We start from the raw sequence: 15,261 nt of genomic DNA on the forward strand, positions 1-15,261 counted from the left end.
CTCATCTTTTTTGGCGATTTTACTAGCTTTTTAATTTTAACCCTTTTGTGACAGATTCGCAAAAGTGAGATGCACCCAGCCTGTTTTGGTTGTCGTGTCTAACAACGTTTTATCACCCACTACAGCAATCATTTTTATATTGTTTGGCTCAATCAGTGCCGGGATAATAACGCCATCCTTTGCTGTAAACGGTTTGTCGATGTTCTGAACGGCAAAGACCTCGTGAACCCGAAAGCCGTACACAACTTGCATTGACAGCACCCACATCCACCGCTTGCGCGACTCTAAATGGTATCGTTTGTCATCAGGAACTGTTAAAATTTCCTCGCGAAGTTTCAAGAATTCATTAACTGAGATAGATTGAAGGTCTTGTCTAAACTCTGTCTGCGTACCGTCAACTTCTTTAAGGCGATTGAGCAAGTCAGTGTTCTGAATTGTTTCGGCGAGGTTACGCATGGCGCACAAGCAGTTTTTGAAGCATTTAGTTCCTTTTTTTTTGCTGCTAACTGCCGACAGAATATCTGCCAAATTGACAACCGTGTTCTGGGGTAACAGTTTGTAATAGTGGCCGTAAACTACATTCCAAGACCGCTGCTGACTAATATTGCTTCTGTCACGCTGTTGGCGGCGTTTAGTGCGTCCATCCCAGTATTCTTTCTCTACTTTTGTAATCGCCTCCCCGAACGTCATCAAGTCGTTCTTGATGATGTTTTTTTGCAAAATAATATCATCATACCAGCTTAAAAATTGAGTTTTACTAGAGAACGATTCTAGGGCGGTAGCAACCAAGTGAGCTTTATTTAAGGCATCAGTGATGCCCTGCATTGTGAGGTAGCACCCACAGGTTTTGTTGACCCGCTTGTCACCTAGCCTGAACTGAAGGGCGATCCAAGACCCCTTAGCCTTACTGTCCTTCTTCAGTCCTACCCCTTTGGGGCATTTTTTCTGTGCTTGCTTGAAGTAGTCCAAAATCCGGTCATACCCAATAAGGTAGTCAGCGGATGTGCTGAGTGTGACTGAACTAGATTTTTCGCTCAGTTTTCGCTCAATCCTCCATAGTGCTGAGTCGCTTACTGTGAAAGGATACAGCAGGCTGCTCAGTTTTCGCTCAGGCGCGAGATATGTTGCCTGGATCGAGCGAAAAAATGGGCTAGGATGGCGGAAAGTGGTAGAATAGTTCCGAGAGGTTAATTCAAATCCTGTCATCCCGATTTTCAAATTAAATCGGATATTCTGCAGGAGCTGAGTTTGTTTGGGGCGATCGACCGGCTGTGTATATTTGTAGTGCGGCTGACATTTGTCGGGCCCATTGTCCTTTTAATTCCCATGTGGAAAAAAAATTAACTGTACCTGCTATTTTTGAAAAAGCAATTAGAGAATAAAACGTAAAGAATCAAATCAGCAGTAGATAGTAAAGAACAAGTCTTTGCCTTCTCCCTCTGTGAGGATTTGGGATAATCTTTAATGACACCTACGCGGTCAATGCCGAGCAATTTAACCAAGGTTTGAAACCAGAGGCAAGTATAAATACTGCAATTATTCTTAAATACAAGTTGCTTAAGATTTACATCTTGAGATATATGTATTAATAGCTGAATGAGCTTATAATAAAAAATATTTCCTAGTATTCCTAAACTCAACTCACAAACTGGACGATATTCCAATGCAAAGAAGTGGCAAAGCCTTCGGCTCCTGCTCTGGCTGCGAAACAATACCTGAAAAAATAGAGGGCAGGGGAGGTCTATACCTGTGGTTTCCAGTATCGCACACGCTGAACAAGGTTATTTCTGCACTGACCAAGGCTAAACTTGAATTCCTGCTTTTAGAAGAGAGCAAGTGTTTGTACATTATGCTTGAAGGAATAGCGAAAGAAAAGTTTAGCGCCCTAGCATCATCGGCGCTGACAAATCAAGAGTTGAAAGAAACAAAAGTTTTGTGGATGCGCGAAGTTGAACAGCCAAAACTTAGCGATTTTTATCGCAGCACTTCATTAGGCTCTTTTATTAACTTCAGCAAGTCTGATTGGCTGTTAGATTTATTGTCCCAAGAACGCATTACTACGCATTTTCAGCCCATTGTTTATACCTCTGAACCTTCTAAAATTTTTGCCCAGGAAGCGCTGCTCCGAGGAATTGACGAGCAGGGCAACTTAATTCCTGCGGGTCGCATTTTTGCCCAAGCAGAATCAGCGGGTATAATTTTTCAACTAGATGCTTTAGCCCGGACTCGCGCTATCCAAGAAGCCAAGGTACACTAGATGAAGGAACTACTTTTTATGAATTTTTCGCCGACTTCTGTTTACGATCCGGCTACCTGTCTGCGAAGGACGGTGAACGCTATTGATGAATCCGGAATTCCTCACAGCAATATTGTTTTTGAGGTGGCGGAATCTCGGCACCCTCCAGATATTGCTCACCTGATTAGGATTCTTGAGTTTTACCGAGAAGCTGGGTTTTTAATTGCCCTGGACGATTTTGGCAGCGGTTCTTCTAATTTAAACTTAATGCACCAGTTGCGTCCTGATTTTATTAAATTGGATATGGAATTGATTCGCAATGTCCATCAAGATTATTATAAGGCACTAATTACGGAAAAGATGTTAGAAATTGCCTGTAAATTAGAAATTAAAACTGTTGCCGAAGGTGTGGAAACTGTGGAGGAGTTGGAGTGGGTGCGGGAACGGGGAGCAACTTTTGTTCAAGGTTATTTGATTGCGAAGCCAACTTCTCCACCGATCGCAGTTACGAACTATATTGGTGCTGAACCACTACCTATTTCTGCTTAAATAATTTCCAGTTGCGATTTGGCGCTACATTTGCTCGTTCCCAGGCTCTGCCTGGGGACGCATATCAGGAGGCTCTGCCTCCATTAAAATCAGACAACAATTTGGAGGCAGAGCCTCCGGATCTTCATTACCAGGCAGAGCCTGGTAACGAGAATAACCAGCACTTTAAACACTCAAATTGCGTCGCAGAAAACTTTCTAATGATTCCATTCTCATGCCGTAGATTGATTCCAAGTTTTGCACTTCTTCAGGAGTGCAAAAAAATTCATTACCCAACAATACCCGCAAAGTTCCCAAGCCTTTTTGAGCTTGAGGGTTGAATAAACCCACGGCATTTCGCAAGCCGTCAAACACAACCAATGGCGGGTTGATGAGTATCGGTTCGCGCTTGAACAAGCGTCCAAAAATGCGGGCAATGTCGTCTCTCGTCAGCACATCCGGGCCGCCGACTGGTAAAATTTGGTTGCGCGCACCTTCGACTGTTGGCGAGTTTGCGGCAATCCTTGCCAAGTCGTCGGTACTGACAACAGATGTGCGGTTTTTGCCATCGCCAATCAGCAGGTAAAGTCCGGTTTCTCGAAATCTTTCTGCTAGCGGCACCAAACTCGAAGCAAAACCAGCCGGCCGCAAAATGGTATAATTTAATCCGCTGTTTTGCAGGTATTTTTCAACTTCTCGCTTGGCTTTAAATACTGCGGAATCTTCGTATCCTCGATCGACTCCCAGTACCGAAACAAAGACAAAGTGCTGCACTCTTGCTTCTTTAGCACAGTCTATCAATTCTATGTTAGCGCGGTAGTGTACTGCTTGAACGTCGCCGCCGGTTCCGTGGGTGCTGATGATGTATTGCACTCCTTGGCAGGCTTTTTTAATATCTTTGTCTTGTTTTAAGTCGCCTATAAAAATCTCGGCGCCTCGGTTTTCTAGTTCTGAGTAGCGAGATGCGAGGCGAACGAATGCGCGGACAGGCTTCTCTTGCTGTCTGATTTCTCGTACAATTCGGCGACCTAGTGCGCCTGTTGCTCCGGTTACTAAGAACATGATGTTTAGTTGTTGGTTGTTACTTACATCTTGCACATTTCTCAAGAACAGGCAAGATGCCTGTTCCACAAAGAGTTAATTTTATTATTGTGGTGTGGGCATCCTGCCCGCCCCTCCAAGATTTATTGAGAATGGGGCAAGATGTCAATTGTTATTAACCTTATAACTTATAAATCAAATTTCGACAATTACGGGGGCGTGGTCGCTGGGTTTGATTAATTTTCTGGGAGCAATATCTATTGTACAGTTTTTTGCTTGTTCGTACAGGGGAAAGCTGAGATAATGGTGGTCGATTCTCCAGCCGTTGTTGCGGGGAAATGCGGCGGCGCGGTAGTCCCACCAGCTATAATGACCGCCTTCTGCGGTGAATTTGCGAAAGGGGTCGTTTAATCCTAATTCTATGATTTCTGTTAGCGCGAGGCGCTCGGGAACAGACAAGCCGACGGAGTTAGCATTGGCTTTGGGATTGTGGATATCTCGATCGTCCGGGACGATGTTGAAGTCGCCGCAAATGCACAATTTAGAGGATTTGTCTAGTGCTATTTTGAGGTATTCTTGCAGCAGTTTGAGCCATTTTAGTTTGTACTCATATTTCTCGCTGCCAACTTCGGAACCGTTGGGAACGTATACGCAAATGATGCAAATATCGTCGATCATTCCGGCTATGAGGCGTTTTTGTTCGTCAAAAATACCTGCGGTTTCGTCGCCGAGGATTGGGGCAAATCCGCTGCTGATTTGCGTTAGGGGCGATCGGCTGAGAATGGCGACGCCGTTGTAGGATTTTTGACCGGAAATGTAGCAGTTGTAGCCGAGGTTAATGAAGGGTTCTAGGGGGAAGTCTTTGTCGGTAACTTTGGTTTCTTGCACGCAGAGAATGTCTGGGGAGTTGGCTTGCAGCCAGGTAATAACGTGTTCGAGGCGGGTGCGAATTGAGTTGACGTTCCAGGTGGCGATTTTCATTTTTTGTTGGTTATATACTCTCTGATTACTGGCCAGATCGTAAAGTGCGATCGCCCGTTTTGTTTTACTGTTTCAACTAATGACCGTCGTCCTAAAGATTGCATGACTTTCAAGAGTTCGGGGGGTGATAGTTGCAGGTTTTCTGGTATTTTTGAGATGTCTGCTGGTTCGGGGGTACTTGCTAGCCAACCCATAGCTTGTTGTTCGGATGCGGTTAGGCGATCGAAATGCTGGTGTAGGATAGATTCTAAGTCACCTAAGAATAGGGTATCATAGGAGAGGAATTCGGAAACGCTACCGCCGCACAAGTCTTGAATCAATGTGGCAACTACATTTAACCAGGATGGATGGCCTCGGTAAAGGTCGATTAATTCTGACCATTTCTCCGGTTCTGCTAATCCTTTTTCTCTAATATTTCTTGTGCTTCCGGGCCTAAACCGTTGAGTTGCAGCGATTTGCAGGGGCGGTTTTCGCCTTCTAAGGCGGCGATTTCTCTGGGTTTTTCCCAAATCAGGAGGATGAGGCAACTGTTGTGGGATGATTCTGTTATTTGTTTGAAGAATGCGCCGTAATTTTCATATCCAGGTTGGTAATTTCCTGCGAGTTGTTCCCTGCTGAAAATGGTTTGGATATCATCGAGGATGATGAGACAGCGGTGCGATCGTAAATATTCTATTCAGCCCCCCTTGCTAAGTAGGGTGGATTAATTGTCGGAAAAATAAACTAAGCTTATAGGAGTAATTGCTGACGTTACGTGAAGGATTTAACTGGTTTGTCTCGGCACTGAAAACCGAAAAGCAACTCACGGTTCTTCCGTATTTAGTATGCTAAAATTTTATGAAACAGCGAGTATTAAGTTAAATTTAAAAATATTAATAACAAAAATAGTGAATATACCTGGTGTAATCGTAGAGGATAGCTTAAAGACAGAAGAAACAATTACTCGATCCGTTATTGTCAAATATAAAACAGCATTTTGCCCGCGATGCGGACAAATAAGTCGCCGTATTCATCAAATAAAACGCATTTTGTTATAAATAAATTTACCAACTATTAAAAGAAAATAATTTTTAAAGTAAATAGCTAAAAAATTCAAGTATAAATGCTGAAAAGAACCTATTTGTAAAATATTTTAATTTTTTTAAAACATAAAAAATACTCAAAAACACGCCCAAACTATTAGCTGATAAATTATTAATTGTGGCACAAGAGTGTTGCAATTAATAATACATTAACAGCCAAAAAAGTTAAATTAATGGTTTTGACAGTAGCTAAAAGTGTGATGAAGGTTGATCGTGAGCAACTGTGCCGATTAGGAATAGATGAAATTAGCTTAGTTTAAGAGCAAAAAAAATTAATTGTTGTGTTAGTAGATTTATCAACACATAAGCTATTAGGTTTAACGCCAGAAAGAAAACAGTCAGAGATAGAAAAAATGATGCTTAGATGGGATAGAAAGTATTATCTCAAATTTAAGTCAGGATGGATATCAGTTATACTTATAAATGGTTGTCGAATAAATTATGTCCGAATGCCTGGATGACAGTAGATAGATTTCATATTATAACAATGATTCATGAATAATTAAATTAAGCCAGAGTTGACCAACAAAAGAAAGTAGCAAACTTAGTAAATTTTAAAAATAAATTAAATTATTTAGCAGTTCAAAAGGCAGTAAATAGATTGATTGCTGACAGCGAGGCAGAACTTGTTAGCAAAAAACAAGCAAAATTATTACACGCAAAAACAGCTTTACCAATAGTTGAAATTATGCACTCATTAAAAGAATAGTTTCATAACTAATTAGAAAATAGTTTGGTTTGGGAGAAGGAACATTAGGGCTAATTGATTGGTTACAAAAAGCAGAACCATACTATAAAAAGAGTGTCCCCAGGATCAAAAGGTGGTTGGCGGAGGTAGTAGGGTATTTTGAACAAAGAACAACAAAGGTCATAGTTGAGGTAATTAATCACAGTTTAAAACTTTTAAAACGTAGTGGATTTGGTTTTAGGAATTTTAACAATTTTGAAACGCGAGCTTTACTTTTTTGACATTTTCCTATAAATTTAGCTTACTAAGTAAGGAAGATCCAGAACACGCAATACTTTGGCTTTGACTCGCTATCTGCTAATTTCACTGCTGCGCTTGTCAAAAACTTAATGCTATTTATTCTCAAGAGCTGAAAATAAAACCAATGAGCGCTTTTCAGATAATTCTTTATATTCTTTTAATATTCTTGTTTTAGCTTGACGGTGAATACAATTTTGCAGTTGAATCTGTAAAGAAATATTGATAATTTTTATCAAAAAGCTTCTATGTGGAGGTGGTCGGTAAAATATCAAAATAATTCTTCAGGATTATTTAATGTAAAATTTCTCCTCCCCAAAATTCAGCCCCTGAGGCGGTAATCTATATCAAAGGACCGATCGCCCGCCGCGAATTCCCCGATCGCTCGCCGACACCAATACCCCCAGAGGGGATGGTAAATTTTTGTAAAAAATAGTTGACTAAAAGGTTGGAAGTTCTCTCGTTTGGGATAGATCGATGCACATACCTGATGGTTTTCTTTCACCGCCAGTAGCCATTGCCACCGGCATAGCAAGTGCAGCAGCAATCGCAGTTGCCCTAAATCGAACCCGGGCCAGTCTTGGACTGCGGCAAGCCCCAATCATGGGCTTAACCACAGCTTTCGTGTTTGCGGCCCAGATGATCAACTTTCCGGTAGCCGGCGGTACCAGCGGCCACTTGTTGGGAGGGGCGCTGGCATCTGTAGTTTTGGGCAGCCCTTGGGCGGCAACTCTGGCGATGAGCACGGTTTTTATAATTCAAAGCGTCTTGTTTGCCGACGGAGGCATCACCGCCCTCGGAGCCAATATTTTTAACATGGGGCTAGTTGGCATTTGGGTGGGCTGGTGGCTGTTGCAGCCGTTGCAGCAACTCTTGGGAGGTTCTAGAAATCGTTTGCCCTTAGCCGCGGGTATCGCCGCCGGTCTCAGCGTCGTGGCTGCTTCGATTTGTGTGGCGATCCAATTGGCAATTTCTGGAACAGTAGGGCTCAATATCGCATTGCCAGCAATGGTAGGCGTACATATTTTAATTGGGATTGGCGAAGGGGTAATTACAGGCGGGGTTTTAACTTATCTCGTCAAAGTGCGGCCGGATTTACTGCCGGGAGAACAGCCACAATTGCAGAAATGGGTAGTGCCAGTAATCGGAGTTTTATTAATTTCCGGGGTGCTTTCGCTGTTTGCTTCAAGTTGGCCTGACGGGTTAGAAGCGGTAGCCGAAAAATACGGCTTTAAAGATAAAGAAGCTGTGGCAATCGAAAATCCCACTCCTTTAGCAGATTACACAGTTAAAGGATTAGAAGAACAGCCTATTGGTACTAGCATTGCTGGACTTTTAGGGTCTGCCTTCAGCTTCGGCGCGGCTTTTGGGATTGCTCAGTTGGTGGTAAAACCTAAAGATGTCTAAACTGTCCATACCTTTTCGATTGCGAGTGTCTCTCACAATTGTGATTGGCATGGGTTTTCTGAAGACAGGCGCTTGGCTGTGGCTGGGAATTTATGGGGCGATCGCACTTTTTTGGTCGTTTTGGCTCAGGGCTCCGGCGCGAACCCTAGCGCAACTGTTGGGAGCAGAATTGCTTTTTCTCTCCTTATTAGTGCTGCCCCAAGGTTGGGAACGCGCCAGTTTTCTGTTGCTGCGTTCCCTAATTTGCCTGCTGATCATGAACAGTTTTCTGCTAACTTTGCCGCCCCACAGTTTCGGAATAGCCCTCAAAGGATTGCCCTTACCAGCAGGATTGCAAGAGATTGTACTTTTAGCGGGACAATACTTAGAAATCCTGCTGACGGAAGTCAACCGCATGAAAATATCCGCCCAACTCCGAGGCTTGTCCGGCGCCGGAGGATGGCTCCGCTACGCCAGTGCTTCCATGATCGGAGCTCTTTATTTGCGAAGTCTCGATCGGGCAGAAAGAGTGCACGCAGCCATGCTAATTCGGGGATATCAAGGAAGTTTGCCCGCCGACTCAAAATCCACACCAAAAGAGCGACTCTGGCTGACAATAACAATTTTAACAGTAGCCGGATTAACAACAGCTTCTTACGGTAATTGGGAATGGGTAATTGGGAATGGGTAATTAACTGGTTCCCACGAACAACCTGGGAACCGATTTCACTCTTGCTCTGCCTCGCTTCTTGTGGAAGGAAATTGGAGGCAGAGCCTCCCAATCTGCGTTCCCAGGCAGACCCTGGTAACGAGTAGAAATTATTCAATCTAAAATCTAAAATCTAAAATCGGATGACTAATCTCAAATCCCCGCCAACAATCGAAGTGCAAGACTTAGTATTTGGCTATCCCGAACAAAAGCCAGTATTGCGGGGAATTTCGTTTACTTTGCACCCGGGAGAAAGAGTTGCTCTACTCGGCCTGACAGGTGCTGGTAAAAGCACTTTGCTAGAAAACTTAATCGGATTAAAAATGCCTCAATCCGGCGAGATTAGAGTGCAGGGAAAGAAGCTGGAAGAGGCTACTTTATCGCAGGCGCGCAAGCAGATTGGATTTTGCTTTCAAGACGCTAACGACCAGTTATTTATGCCGACTATTTTAGAGGATGTAATGTTCGGGCCTCGGAATTACGGAGTGCCTCCGAGAGTTGCGCGCGATCGAGCTTTAGCCCTATTAGACGAATTCGGTTTAGTAGAATTTGCCAACCGTTCGGCCCACGAACTTTCGGGAGGTCAAAGAAGGTTAGCAGCCTTGGCCGCAATTTTAGCATTACAGCCGGCAATTTTAATCTTAGATGAGCCGACTAACGGACTCGATCCGTCGTGGCGGCGTCACTTGGCTGAGGTTTTGTCCCAATTGCCGATCGAGGTAATTTTGATCGCGTCCCACAATTTGAATTGGATCGGGAAAACGACTCAAAGGGCGTTAGTTTTGGCTGACGGTCAGATTCAGGTCGATCGAGAAACGCAAGAGTTGCTAAAAGATCGATCGACTCTTGAATATTACAATTTGCCGCCTGATTGGTAATTAGCTATTAGTCATTACTGCTGTACACAAAGCGGTCAATCGCTTTTAGATTTTAGATTTTAGATTTTAGATTTGAAGCATTCACCTCACGGATAAATTTGGGGGTTCCTTTATCGGATACAAGTTTTTTATTTCTGGACGGATGAATCCGGGGGCTTGTATCCTGGATGCTTGATTGTCATAACTGCAAGTGATTGCTTTCCCTCGGCTTGCTCTGCGCTAACACTTCGGTCGCAATCACAGGTCATATATATCTGTAATTAAAGCTCGAATTTGCGAACTGCTTCATTATAAAAATGAATAGCTAAATCGCGAAGAATTTCTTCATTTTGAAAATCATTTCCTAACTTCTCTTTCGCCGTTAAAACACAGATTTTCATCAACTCGGATGAACTTTCGATGTGAAGCGCGATCGCACTTTGGTTTTGTTGAAACGCGGCCTCGATTTCCGCCAGCATTTTGACCGATCGATCGTTAGCAGATTGCTGTAAATTTGCCGCCATTTTTTCCTGCTTTCTCCTTTGGACTTCCTCGGAAAAACCCGCAGCAATGAGCCCCGCAGGTAACGCAAAAATTCCGATCCCCAAAAATGCTAATATTGCTCCTAAAAACTTCCCTAAAGGAGTGATTGGATAAATATCACCGTAACCGACAGTAGTTAATGTCACAACTCCCCACCACATTGCATCGGGGATGCTCGCAAAAGTTTCTGGATGCGCCTCGTTTTCAACAAAATACATGACGCTAGAGGCAAATATTAACAGAATAAAAACTGCAAATGCAGTGGCAATTAACTCCTCTTTTTTAGCGTACAATACTGTTCCCAGAGTTCTGAGTGACTCTGAATAACGGCTCATTTTTAGCAAACGCAACAAGCGCAGTAGGCGAATTAAATTAACGAAGCTTAAATGAGGAAATAATAGCAATGAGTAAAAGGGTAGGATTGAAATTAAATCGATCAGACTTAGCGGTGTAAGACCGTATCTCAATCTTCCCCAAAGCGGGTGGCTGTATCTGCTATCGACCGTACACACCCACAGCCTCAAAAGATATTCTATGGTAAATACTAAGGATGAAACAATTTCGATATTTTCCAAAATTAACTTTTGTTCTTGCGACAATACGGGTGAAGTAGAAGCAATAAAAGCTGCGACGTTGATTACAATTAAACCAGTGATAACAATATCGTCTGCTAAACTGTAGAAATTGCCGATGTCGGATTTTTCTAAAATTTCATAGATCTGAGTTTTGATTTGTTTGGGCATCTGAGTTTCTCCTAAAAAATGAACAATTAACGATCGCGCCTTACTACAGTCTAAGCAATTAGATTCAAAAAATTAAGCAGTATTTGCCCTAGGGCTAAAAATCTGGTTCCTTCAGAGATGCTATCGTTGCGAAACTCAATATCGATCGTGGAAACTGGGTTGTTTGAGGCAACGGCGTTCTACTAAAATTGAGAGTTAATCTGAAAAGAATTTCCACCTATTACTGGGTTTGCAGGCAAAAAGCATGAAGGTAGCCGTATTTAATACCAAATCCTACGATCGCACTTTTCTGACAGCAGCCAATGTCGGCGGTCAACACGACTTGGTTTTTTTTGAACCGCATCTGACCCTAGAAACCAGCATTTTGGCCGCTGGATTTCCGGCCGTCTGCGCGTTTGTTAACGACTGCTTGGACGCGAAAACGCTGCAGGCGATCGCCGAAAAAGGCGTCCGCTTACTGGCCCTGAGATCGGCTGGATTCAACCACGTCGATTTAGCAGCAGCAAGGGATTTAGACCTAACTATACTCCGAGTTCCTGCTTATTCTCCCTACGCCGTCGCGGAACATACAGTCGCTTTGATGTTGTCCCTCAACCGCAAAATCCACCGCGCCTACAACCGCGTCCGCGAAGGCAATTTCGCCCTAGACGGTCTGTTGGGTTTTGACCTCCACGGCAAAACTGTGGGAATCGTCGGAACTGGCAGAATTGGCGAAATTACTGCCAAAATTTTGCACGGATTCGGGTGCCGACTGCTGGGATACGATGTTTTCCAAAGCCCAGATTGCCTCGCCCTGGGGATGGAATACGTCCCACTCCCAGAACTGTTCGCCGCCTCTGATATTGTCAGCCTCCACTGTCCGCTGATACCGGAAACTTACCATTTGATCGGTGCAGAGGCGATCGGGCAAATGAAACCGGGGATGATGCTGATCAATACCAGCCGCGGTCAGTTGATTGACACTAAAGCTGTTACCAAAGCACTAAAGTCTGGTATAATTAGCTACCTCGGTTTAGATGTTTACGAACAAGAGACGGATCTGTTTTTTGAGGATTTGTCAAATCACGTCATCCAAGACGACGTTTTTCAACGTTTGCTGACTTTTCCCAACGTCCTGATTACCGGACATCAAGCTTTTTTCACCGAGGAAGCTTTAAAAAATATCGCCGAAACCACGATCGCCAATATCACCAACTTTGAACAAGGACGCCCATGCCCTAATCAAATCGACCTCGATCGAGTGAAAAAATGAGTCAAAAGACCGATTTGGCAGCGAAGGCAATTGTTTAAAATCAAGTCATATCGTTATTTTTGCTTGCAATTTGTGAAACTCTGCCTTAGTCTCATCAATTAGTCCCGGCAGCACGGATGCTGTGCTAATTGCCGGAGAATTATACTAGCAGCAATTCACAGCCTGCAATTTTACCTGACAACGGAGGAAGTATCCAATGACACAAGCTAACTTTTCGGACGAGACACAAACAATGACTGAAGTCGTCACAGTAGACCTGGTGGAGGAAAAACCGGGGGTCATGACTACAGTGACAACCACAGAAACACCGACCAGCCAGTTCCAAGATATTAAAGACCAAGTTATTACAATTTTGTCGGAACTTCCAGCCTATCTCTCTAATTTTTTTGCTGACTACCAAAAGCCCCTCATAACTGTTGGTTTAATCCTGGCAGGCGGTATTAGTATTAAGGTAATGCTGGGAGTTTTAGATGCTGTTAATGATGTCCCTTTGGTGGCTCCAATTCTTGAGTTGATTGGTATGGGATATACGGGCTGGTTTGTTTATCGCTATCTGCTCAAGGCTTCTACCCGCCAAGAGTTGTTAACGGAAATAGATTCTTTAAAAGAACAAGTTGTAGGTAAAGATTCGTGAACTACCCAGCGCTGACATAAAGGTACAGCGTGAGTTTCTGACTTCAACGGGGATTGCGTCAACTTGGATTTACGTCCCAGTTTCGGGCTCACATCCCCTCCATCAGCAGAAGTCCTTCCCAGACCGATAGCATTCTGATTCCTTCTGCTGTGATATTTATTGAGGCATTTCCATCCCTATCGTGATGAGTATCGCAATTAGGACAAGTCCATCTCCTAACGTCTAATGGGATTTCACTCACCTGATAGTGGCAATTTGAGCAGAGTTTCGAGCTAGGGAACCGTCGGTCAATCTCTACTAACACTTTACCTTCGCGATCTAGCTTGTAATGCCAGAAATTGACAAATATTCCCCAACCTAAATCAGAAATTGCTAAGGCAAGTTTGTGGTTGCGAACCATGCCCTTAACGTGAAGGTTTTCGACTGCGATGACTTGGTTATCGTCAACAAGCTTTCTGGATAGCTGATGCAAGTAGTCTTGACGGACATTGCTGATTCGTTCATAAACCGTAGCAGCCAGTGTCCTGGCTCGATCTCTCGACTTGCTTCCTTTTTCCTTTCTGGCTAGTTTTTGCTGTTTTCGTTTGAGGTTGCGCTCGTATTTTGCTAAATGCTTAGGATTAGGGTATTTAGATGTCTTGATACCATCATTGACAGATATTGAAGGAAGAGGGAAGAGGGAAGAAGGAAGAAAGAGGATTTTTCCCGCTCTCCCCTCTCCAAATCTCGGACTCCTAGCTCTCCCACTCTCCGTCTCCCCCTCTCCCACTCTCCCACTCTCCCGCTCTCAATTTGGATGGCAAACTTGTTGTAAAGTGGCGGTAAAGTCGGGGTAGGAAATGGCAGCAGCTTCTGCCCGGTGAATGTTAGTAATACCTGTGGCGTTGAGGGCTGCGATCGCCAAACTCATTGCTATTCTGTGGTCGGTGTAGCTGTCAACATCCGCGCCAGTTAAAGGAGTTCCCCCGGTAATTTCTAAACCGTCGGGTAACTCGGAAATTTGAGCTCCCATGCGGTTGAGTTCCGCAGCAGTCACGGCCAGCCGATCGCTCTCTTTGACGCGCAACTCAGCCGCATCTCGAATTATTGTAGTACCGGAGGCAAAGACCGCCGCTACTGCCAAAATCGGAATTTCGTCAATCAGCCGGGGAATTAAGTCGCCCGCAATGGTGCATCCCCGCAATTGGCCGGAACTGCGAACCAAAATATCCGCTACAGGTTCTCCGGCTGCCTCTCGCTGATTTTGCAGTTCAATGTCGGCGCCCATCATTTCCAAAGCTTCCAAAATCCCTGTACGAGTTGGGTTGACGCCGACATTTTCGACTACGAGTTCCGAACCCGGAACGATCGCCCCAGCAACTAGCCAAAATGCCGCCGAACTAATATCCCCCGGTACAATCACATTCTGCCCTTGCAGTTGTGTCGGCCCAGTAACTGTCACGCTGCAAGTTTCTGGATCGACGCTCAATTGGGCTCCAAACGCCCGCAGCATCCGCTCGCTGTGATCCCGCGACAGAGCCGGTTCTGTGACTGTAGTTTCTCCGCTTGCCATCAAACCGGCGAGCAAAATGCAAGATTTAACTTGAGCCGAGGCGATCGGAGAATGGTAGTGAATCGGTTTTAACTGCTGTCCCAGTATCGCTAAAGGAGCTAAAGAATTGCTTTTTCGACCCCAAATTTGCGCTCCCATTTGTTGCAGCGGTTTAATGACGCGCGACATGGGGCGCGATCGCAGAGAACTGTCACCCGTTACCGCATAAAAACGCCCCGGATGAGACGCTAAAATTCCCAACATCAGCCGCATCGTCGTGCCGGAATTGCCCGCATCCAAGACTTCCACAGGCTCCTCTAACTCGCCAATTCCGACACCCGTGACTGTCACCCGTTCCGCGTTGAGTTCACAAACTTTGGCTCCCAAGAGCGAGAAACATTTAGCCGTGCTGCGGGGGTCTTCTCCTAGCAGCAGTCCCTCAATTGTAGTTTCACCTCGGGCGATCGCACCCAACATCAAAGCTCGGTGAGAAATCGACTTATCGCCCGGAACTCGAATCCTCCCCACCAGTGACAAGCCCGAGGCAGGTTTTTGAATTCTTAAAGTTTGGCTTTTGTCAAGAAGCGAAGTAGTTATAATGTCAGCTTGCATTGAGATAAACTAGGATTGGATGGCGTTAGCTATCCTACCTTTTTCCCAGTCCTAAGTCAGTCGTCTTTTGTACTGCCTGCGGGTTTTTCCCAATGTGTCCGGTTAACTCAAACGCGGATTAAACTCGCCCGGAGACTCCGC

Annotated in this window: 14 protein-coding genes and 1 pseudogene; 8 read left to right on the forward strand and 7 right to left on the reverse strand. The window is 44.5% G+C overall.

The window, feature by feature from the left end:
* Positions 1–36: 36 nt before the first annotated feature.
* A complete protein-coding gene (locus tag QUA80_RS16100) occupies positions 37–825 on the reverse strand; it encodes a hypothetical protein (RefSeq protein ID WP_333426080.1) in 789 nt (262 codons plus the stop codon).
* 1,114 nt (positions 826–1,939) lie between these two features.
* On the opposite strand from QUA80_RS16100, the pseudogene QUA80_RS16105 reads away from it, so the two are divergent.
* A pseudogene (locus QUA80_RS16105) lies at positions 1,940–2,785 on the forward strand (EAL domain-containing protein).
* A gap of 165 nt (positions 2,786–2,950) precedes the next feature.
* Here the strand turns inward: QUA80_RS16105 and QUA80_RS16110 are convergent.
* From QUA80_RS16110 to QUA80_RS16120, 3 genes are all read right to left on the reverse strand, one after another.
* The gene (locus tag QUA80_RS16110; protein ID WP_333426082.1) at positions 2,951–3,826 is read right to left on the reverse strand and encodes an SDR family oxidoreductase; all 876 of its coding nucleotides are present in this window, start codon (positions 3,824–3,826) and stop codon (positions 2,951–2,953) included.
* A 174-nt stretch (positions 3,827–4,000) separates the two neighbouring features.
* A complete protein-coding gene (xth, locus tag QUA80_RS16115) occupies positions 4,001–4,786 on the reverse strand; it encodes an exodeoxyribonuclease III (RefSeq protein ID WP_333426084.1) in 786 nt (261 codons plus the stop codon).
* Positions 4,783–5,313: a hypothetical protein gene (locus QUA80_RS16120; protein ID WP_333426086.1), complete on the reverse strand. Its 531-nt coding sequence runs from the start codon at positions 5,311–5,313 to the stop codon at positions 4,783–4,785. The genes xth and QUA80_RS16120 overlap by 4 nt, the downstream gene beginning before the upstream one ends.
* Before the next feature lie 955 nt (positions 5,314–6,268).
* Between QUA80_RS16120 and QUA80_RS16125 the strand changes: the two genes are divergently transcribed.
* The 5 genes from QUA80_RS16125 to QUA80_RS16145 all read left to right on the forward strand — a co-directional run bounded on the left by QUA80_RS16125 (position 6,269) and on the right by QUA80_RS16145 (position 9,826).
* Positions 6,269–6,370, forward strand: coding sequence for a transposase (locus QUA80_RS16125; RefSeq protein ID WP_333426088.1), 102 nt, complete (start codon positions 6,269–6,271; stop codon positions 6,368–6,370).
* Between the two features lie 236 nt (positions 6,371–6,606).
* Positions 6,607–6,837 carry a transposase gene (locus tag QUA80_RS16130; protein ID WP_333426090.1) on the forward strand — a complete coding sequence of 77 codons (231 nt, stop codon included), beginning with the start codon at positions 6,607–6,609 and terminating at the stop codon, positions 6,835–6,837.
* A 493-nt stretch (positions 6,838–7,330) separates the two neighbouring features.
* On the forward strand, positions 7,331–8,260 hold the full coding sequence (locus QUA80_RS16135; protein WP_333426092.1) for an energy-coupling factor ABC transporter permease: 930 nt from the start codon (positions 7,331–7,333) through the stop codon (positions 8,258–8,260).
* Complete coding sequence (locus QUA80_RS16140; RefSeq protein WP_333426094.1) at positions 8,253–8,930, forward strand: energy-coupling factor transporter transmembrane protein EcfT; 678 nt, start codon at positions 8,253–8,255, stop codon at positions 8,928–8,930. The genes QUA80_RS16135 and QUA80_RS16140 overlap by 8 nt, the downstream gene beginning before the upstream one ends.
* 161 nt (positions 8,931–9,091) lie before the next feature.
* Complete coding sequence (locus QUA80_RS16145) at positions 9,092–9,826, forward strand: ABC transporter ATP-binding protein (RefSeq protein ID WP_333426096.1); 735 nt, start codon at positions 9,092–9,094, stop codon at positions 9,824–9,826.
* A gap of 260 nt (positions 9,827–10,086) precedes the next feature.
* Here the strand turns inward: QUA80_RS16145 and QUA80_RS16150 are convergent, their stop codons facing one another.
* The gene (locus tag QUA80_RS16150; RefSeq protein WP_333426098.1) at positions 10,087–11,091 is read right to left on the reverse strand and encodes an ion transporter; all 1,005 of its coding nucleotides are present in this window, start codon (positions 11,089–11,091) and stop codon (positions 10,087–10,089) included.
* Between the two features lie 244 nt (positions 11,092–11,335).
* Between QUA80_RS16150 and QUA80_RS16155 the strand changes: the two genes are divergently transcribed.
* Entirely contained in the window at positions 11,336–12,343 is a 1,008-nt protein-coding gene (locus QUA80_RS16155) for a 2-hydroxyacid dehydrogenase (protein ID WP_333426100.1), read from the forward strand.
* A gap of 196 nt (positions 12,344–12,539) precedes the next feature.
* Positions 12,540–12,977, forward strand: coding sequence for a CAAD domain-containing protein (locus tag QUA80_RS16160; protein WP_333426102.1), 438 nt, complete (start codon positions 12,540–12,542; stop codon positions 12,975–12,977).
* Positions 12,978–13,065: 88 nt separating this feature from the next.
* Here the strand turns inward: QUA80_RS16160 and QUA80_RS16165 are convergent, their stop codons facing one another.
* Both QUA80_RS16165 and aroA read right to left on the reverse strand, forming a co-directional pair.
* Positions 13,066–13,746 (reverse strand): RNA-guided endonuclease TnpB family protein, encoded by a 681-nt coding sequence (locus QUA80_RS16165; RefSeq protein ID WP_445302247.1) that lies wholly within the window; start codon positions 13,744–13,746, stop codon positions 13,066–13,068.
* 18 nt (positions 13,747–13,764) lie between these two features.
* Complete coding sequence (aroA, locus tag QUA80_RS16170) at positions 13,765–15,120, reverse strand: 3-phosphoshikimate 1-carboxyvinyltransferase (RefSeq protein ID WP_333426104.1); 1,356 nt, start codon at positions 15,118–15,120, stop codon at positions 13,765–13,767.
* Positions 15,121–15,261 lie beyond the last annotated feature (141 nt).

The organism is Microcoleus sp. F4-D5 (genome assembly GCF_036704885.1).
Taxonomy (GTDB): Bacteria; Cyanobacteriota; Cyanobacteriia; order Cyanobacteriales; family Microcoleaceae; genus Microcoleus.

Excerpts from the sequence above, each read along its gene's own strand:
- QUA80_RS16100 (WP_333426080.1), bottom strand. The coding sequence starts at position 825 with ATGCAGGGCATCACTGATGCCTTAAATAAAGCTCACTTGGTTGCTACC.
- QUA80_RS16110 (WP_333426082.1), bottom strand. The coding sequence starts at position 3,826 with ATGTTCTTAGTAACCGGAGCAACAGGCGCACTAGGTCGCCGAATTGTA.
- xth (WP_333426084.1), bottom strand. The coding sequence starts at position 4,786 with ATGAAAATCGCCACCTGGAACGTCAACTCAATTCGCACCCGCCTCGAA.
- QUA80_RS16125 (WP_333426088.1), top strand. The coding sequence starts at position 6,269 with ATGGATATCAGTTATACTTATAAATGGTTGTCGAATAAATTATGTCCG.
- QUA80_RS16135 (WP_333426092.1), top strand. The coding sequence starts at position 7,331 with ATGCACATACCTGATGGTTTTCTTTCACCGCCAGTAGCCATTGCCACC.
- QUA80_RS16140 (WP_333426094.1), top strand. The coding sequence starts at position 8,253 with ATGTCTAAACTGTCCATACCTTTTCGATTGCGAGTGTCTCTCACAATT.
- QUA80_RS16145 (WP_333426096.1), top strand. The coding sequence starts at position 9,092 with ATGACTAATCTCAAATCCCCGCCAACAATCGAAGTGCAAGACTTAGTA.
- QUA80_RS16150 (WP_333426098.1), bottom strand. The coding sequence starts at position 11,091 with ATGCCCAAACAAATCAAAACTCAGATCTATGAAATTTTAGAAAAATCC.
- QUA80_RS16155 (WP_333426100.1), top strand. The coding sequence starts at position 11,336 with ATGAAGGTAGCCGTATTTAATACCAAATCCTACGATCGCACTTTTCTG.
- QUA80_RS16160 (WP_333426102.1), top strand. The coding sequence starts at position 12,540 with ATGACACAAGCTAACTTTTCGGACGAGACACAAACAATGACTGAAGTC.
- aroA (WP_333426104.1), bottom strand. The coding sequence starts at position 15,120 with ATGCAAGCTGACATTATAACTACTTCGCTTCTTGACAAAAGCCAAACT.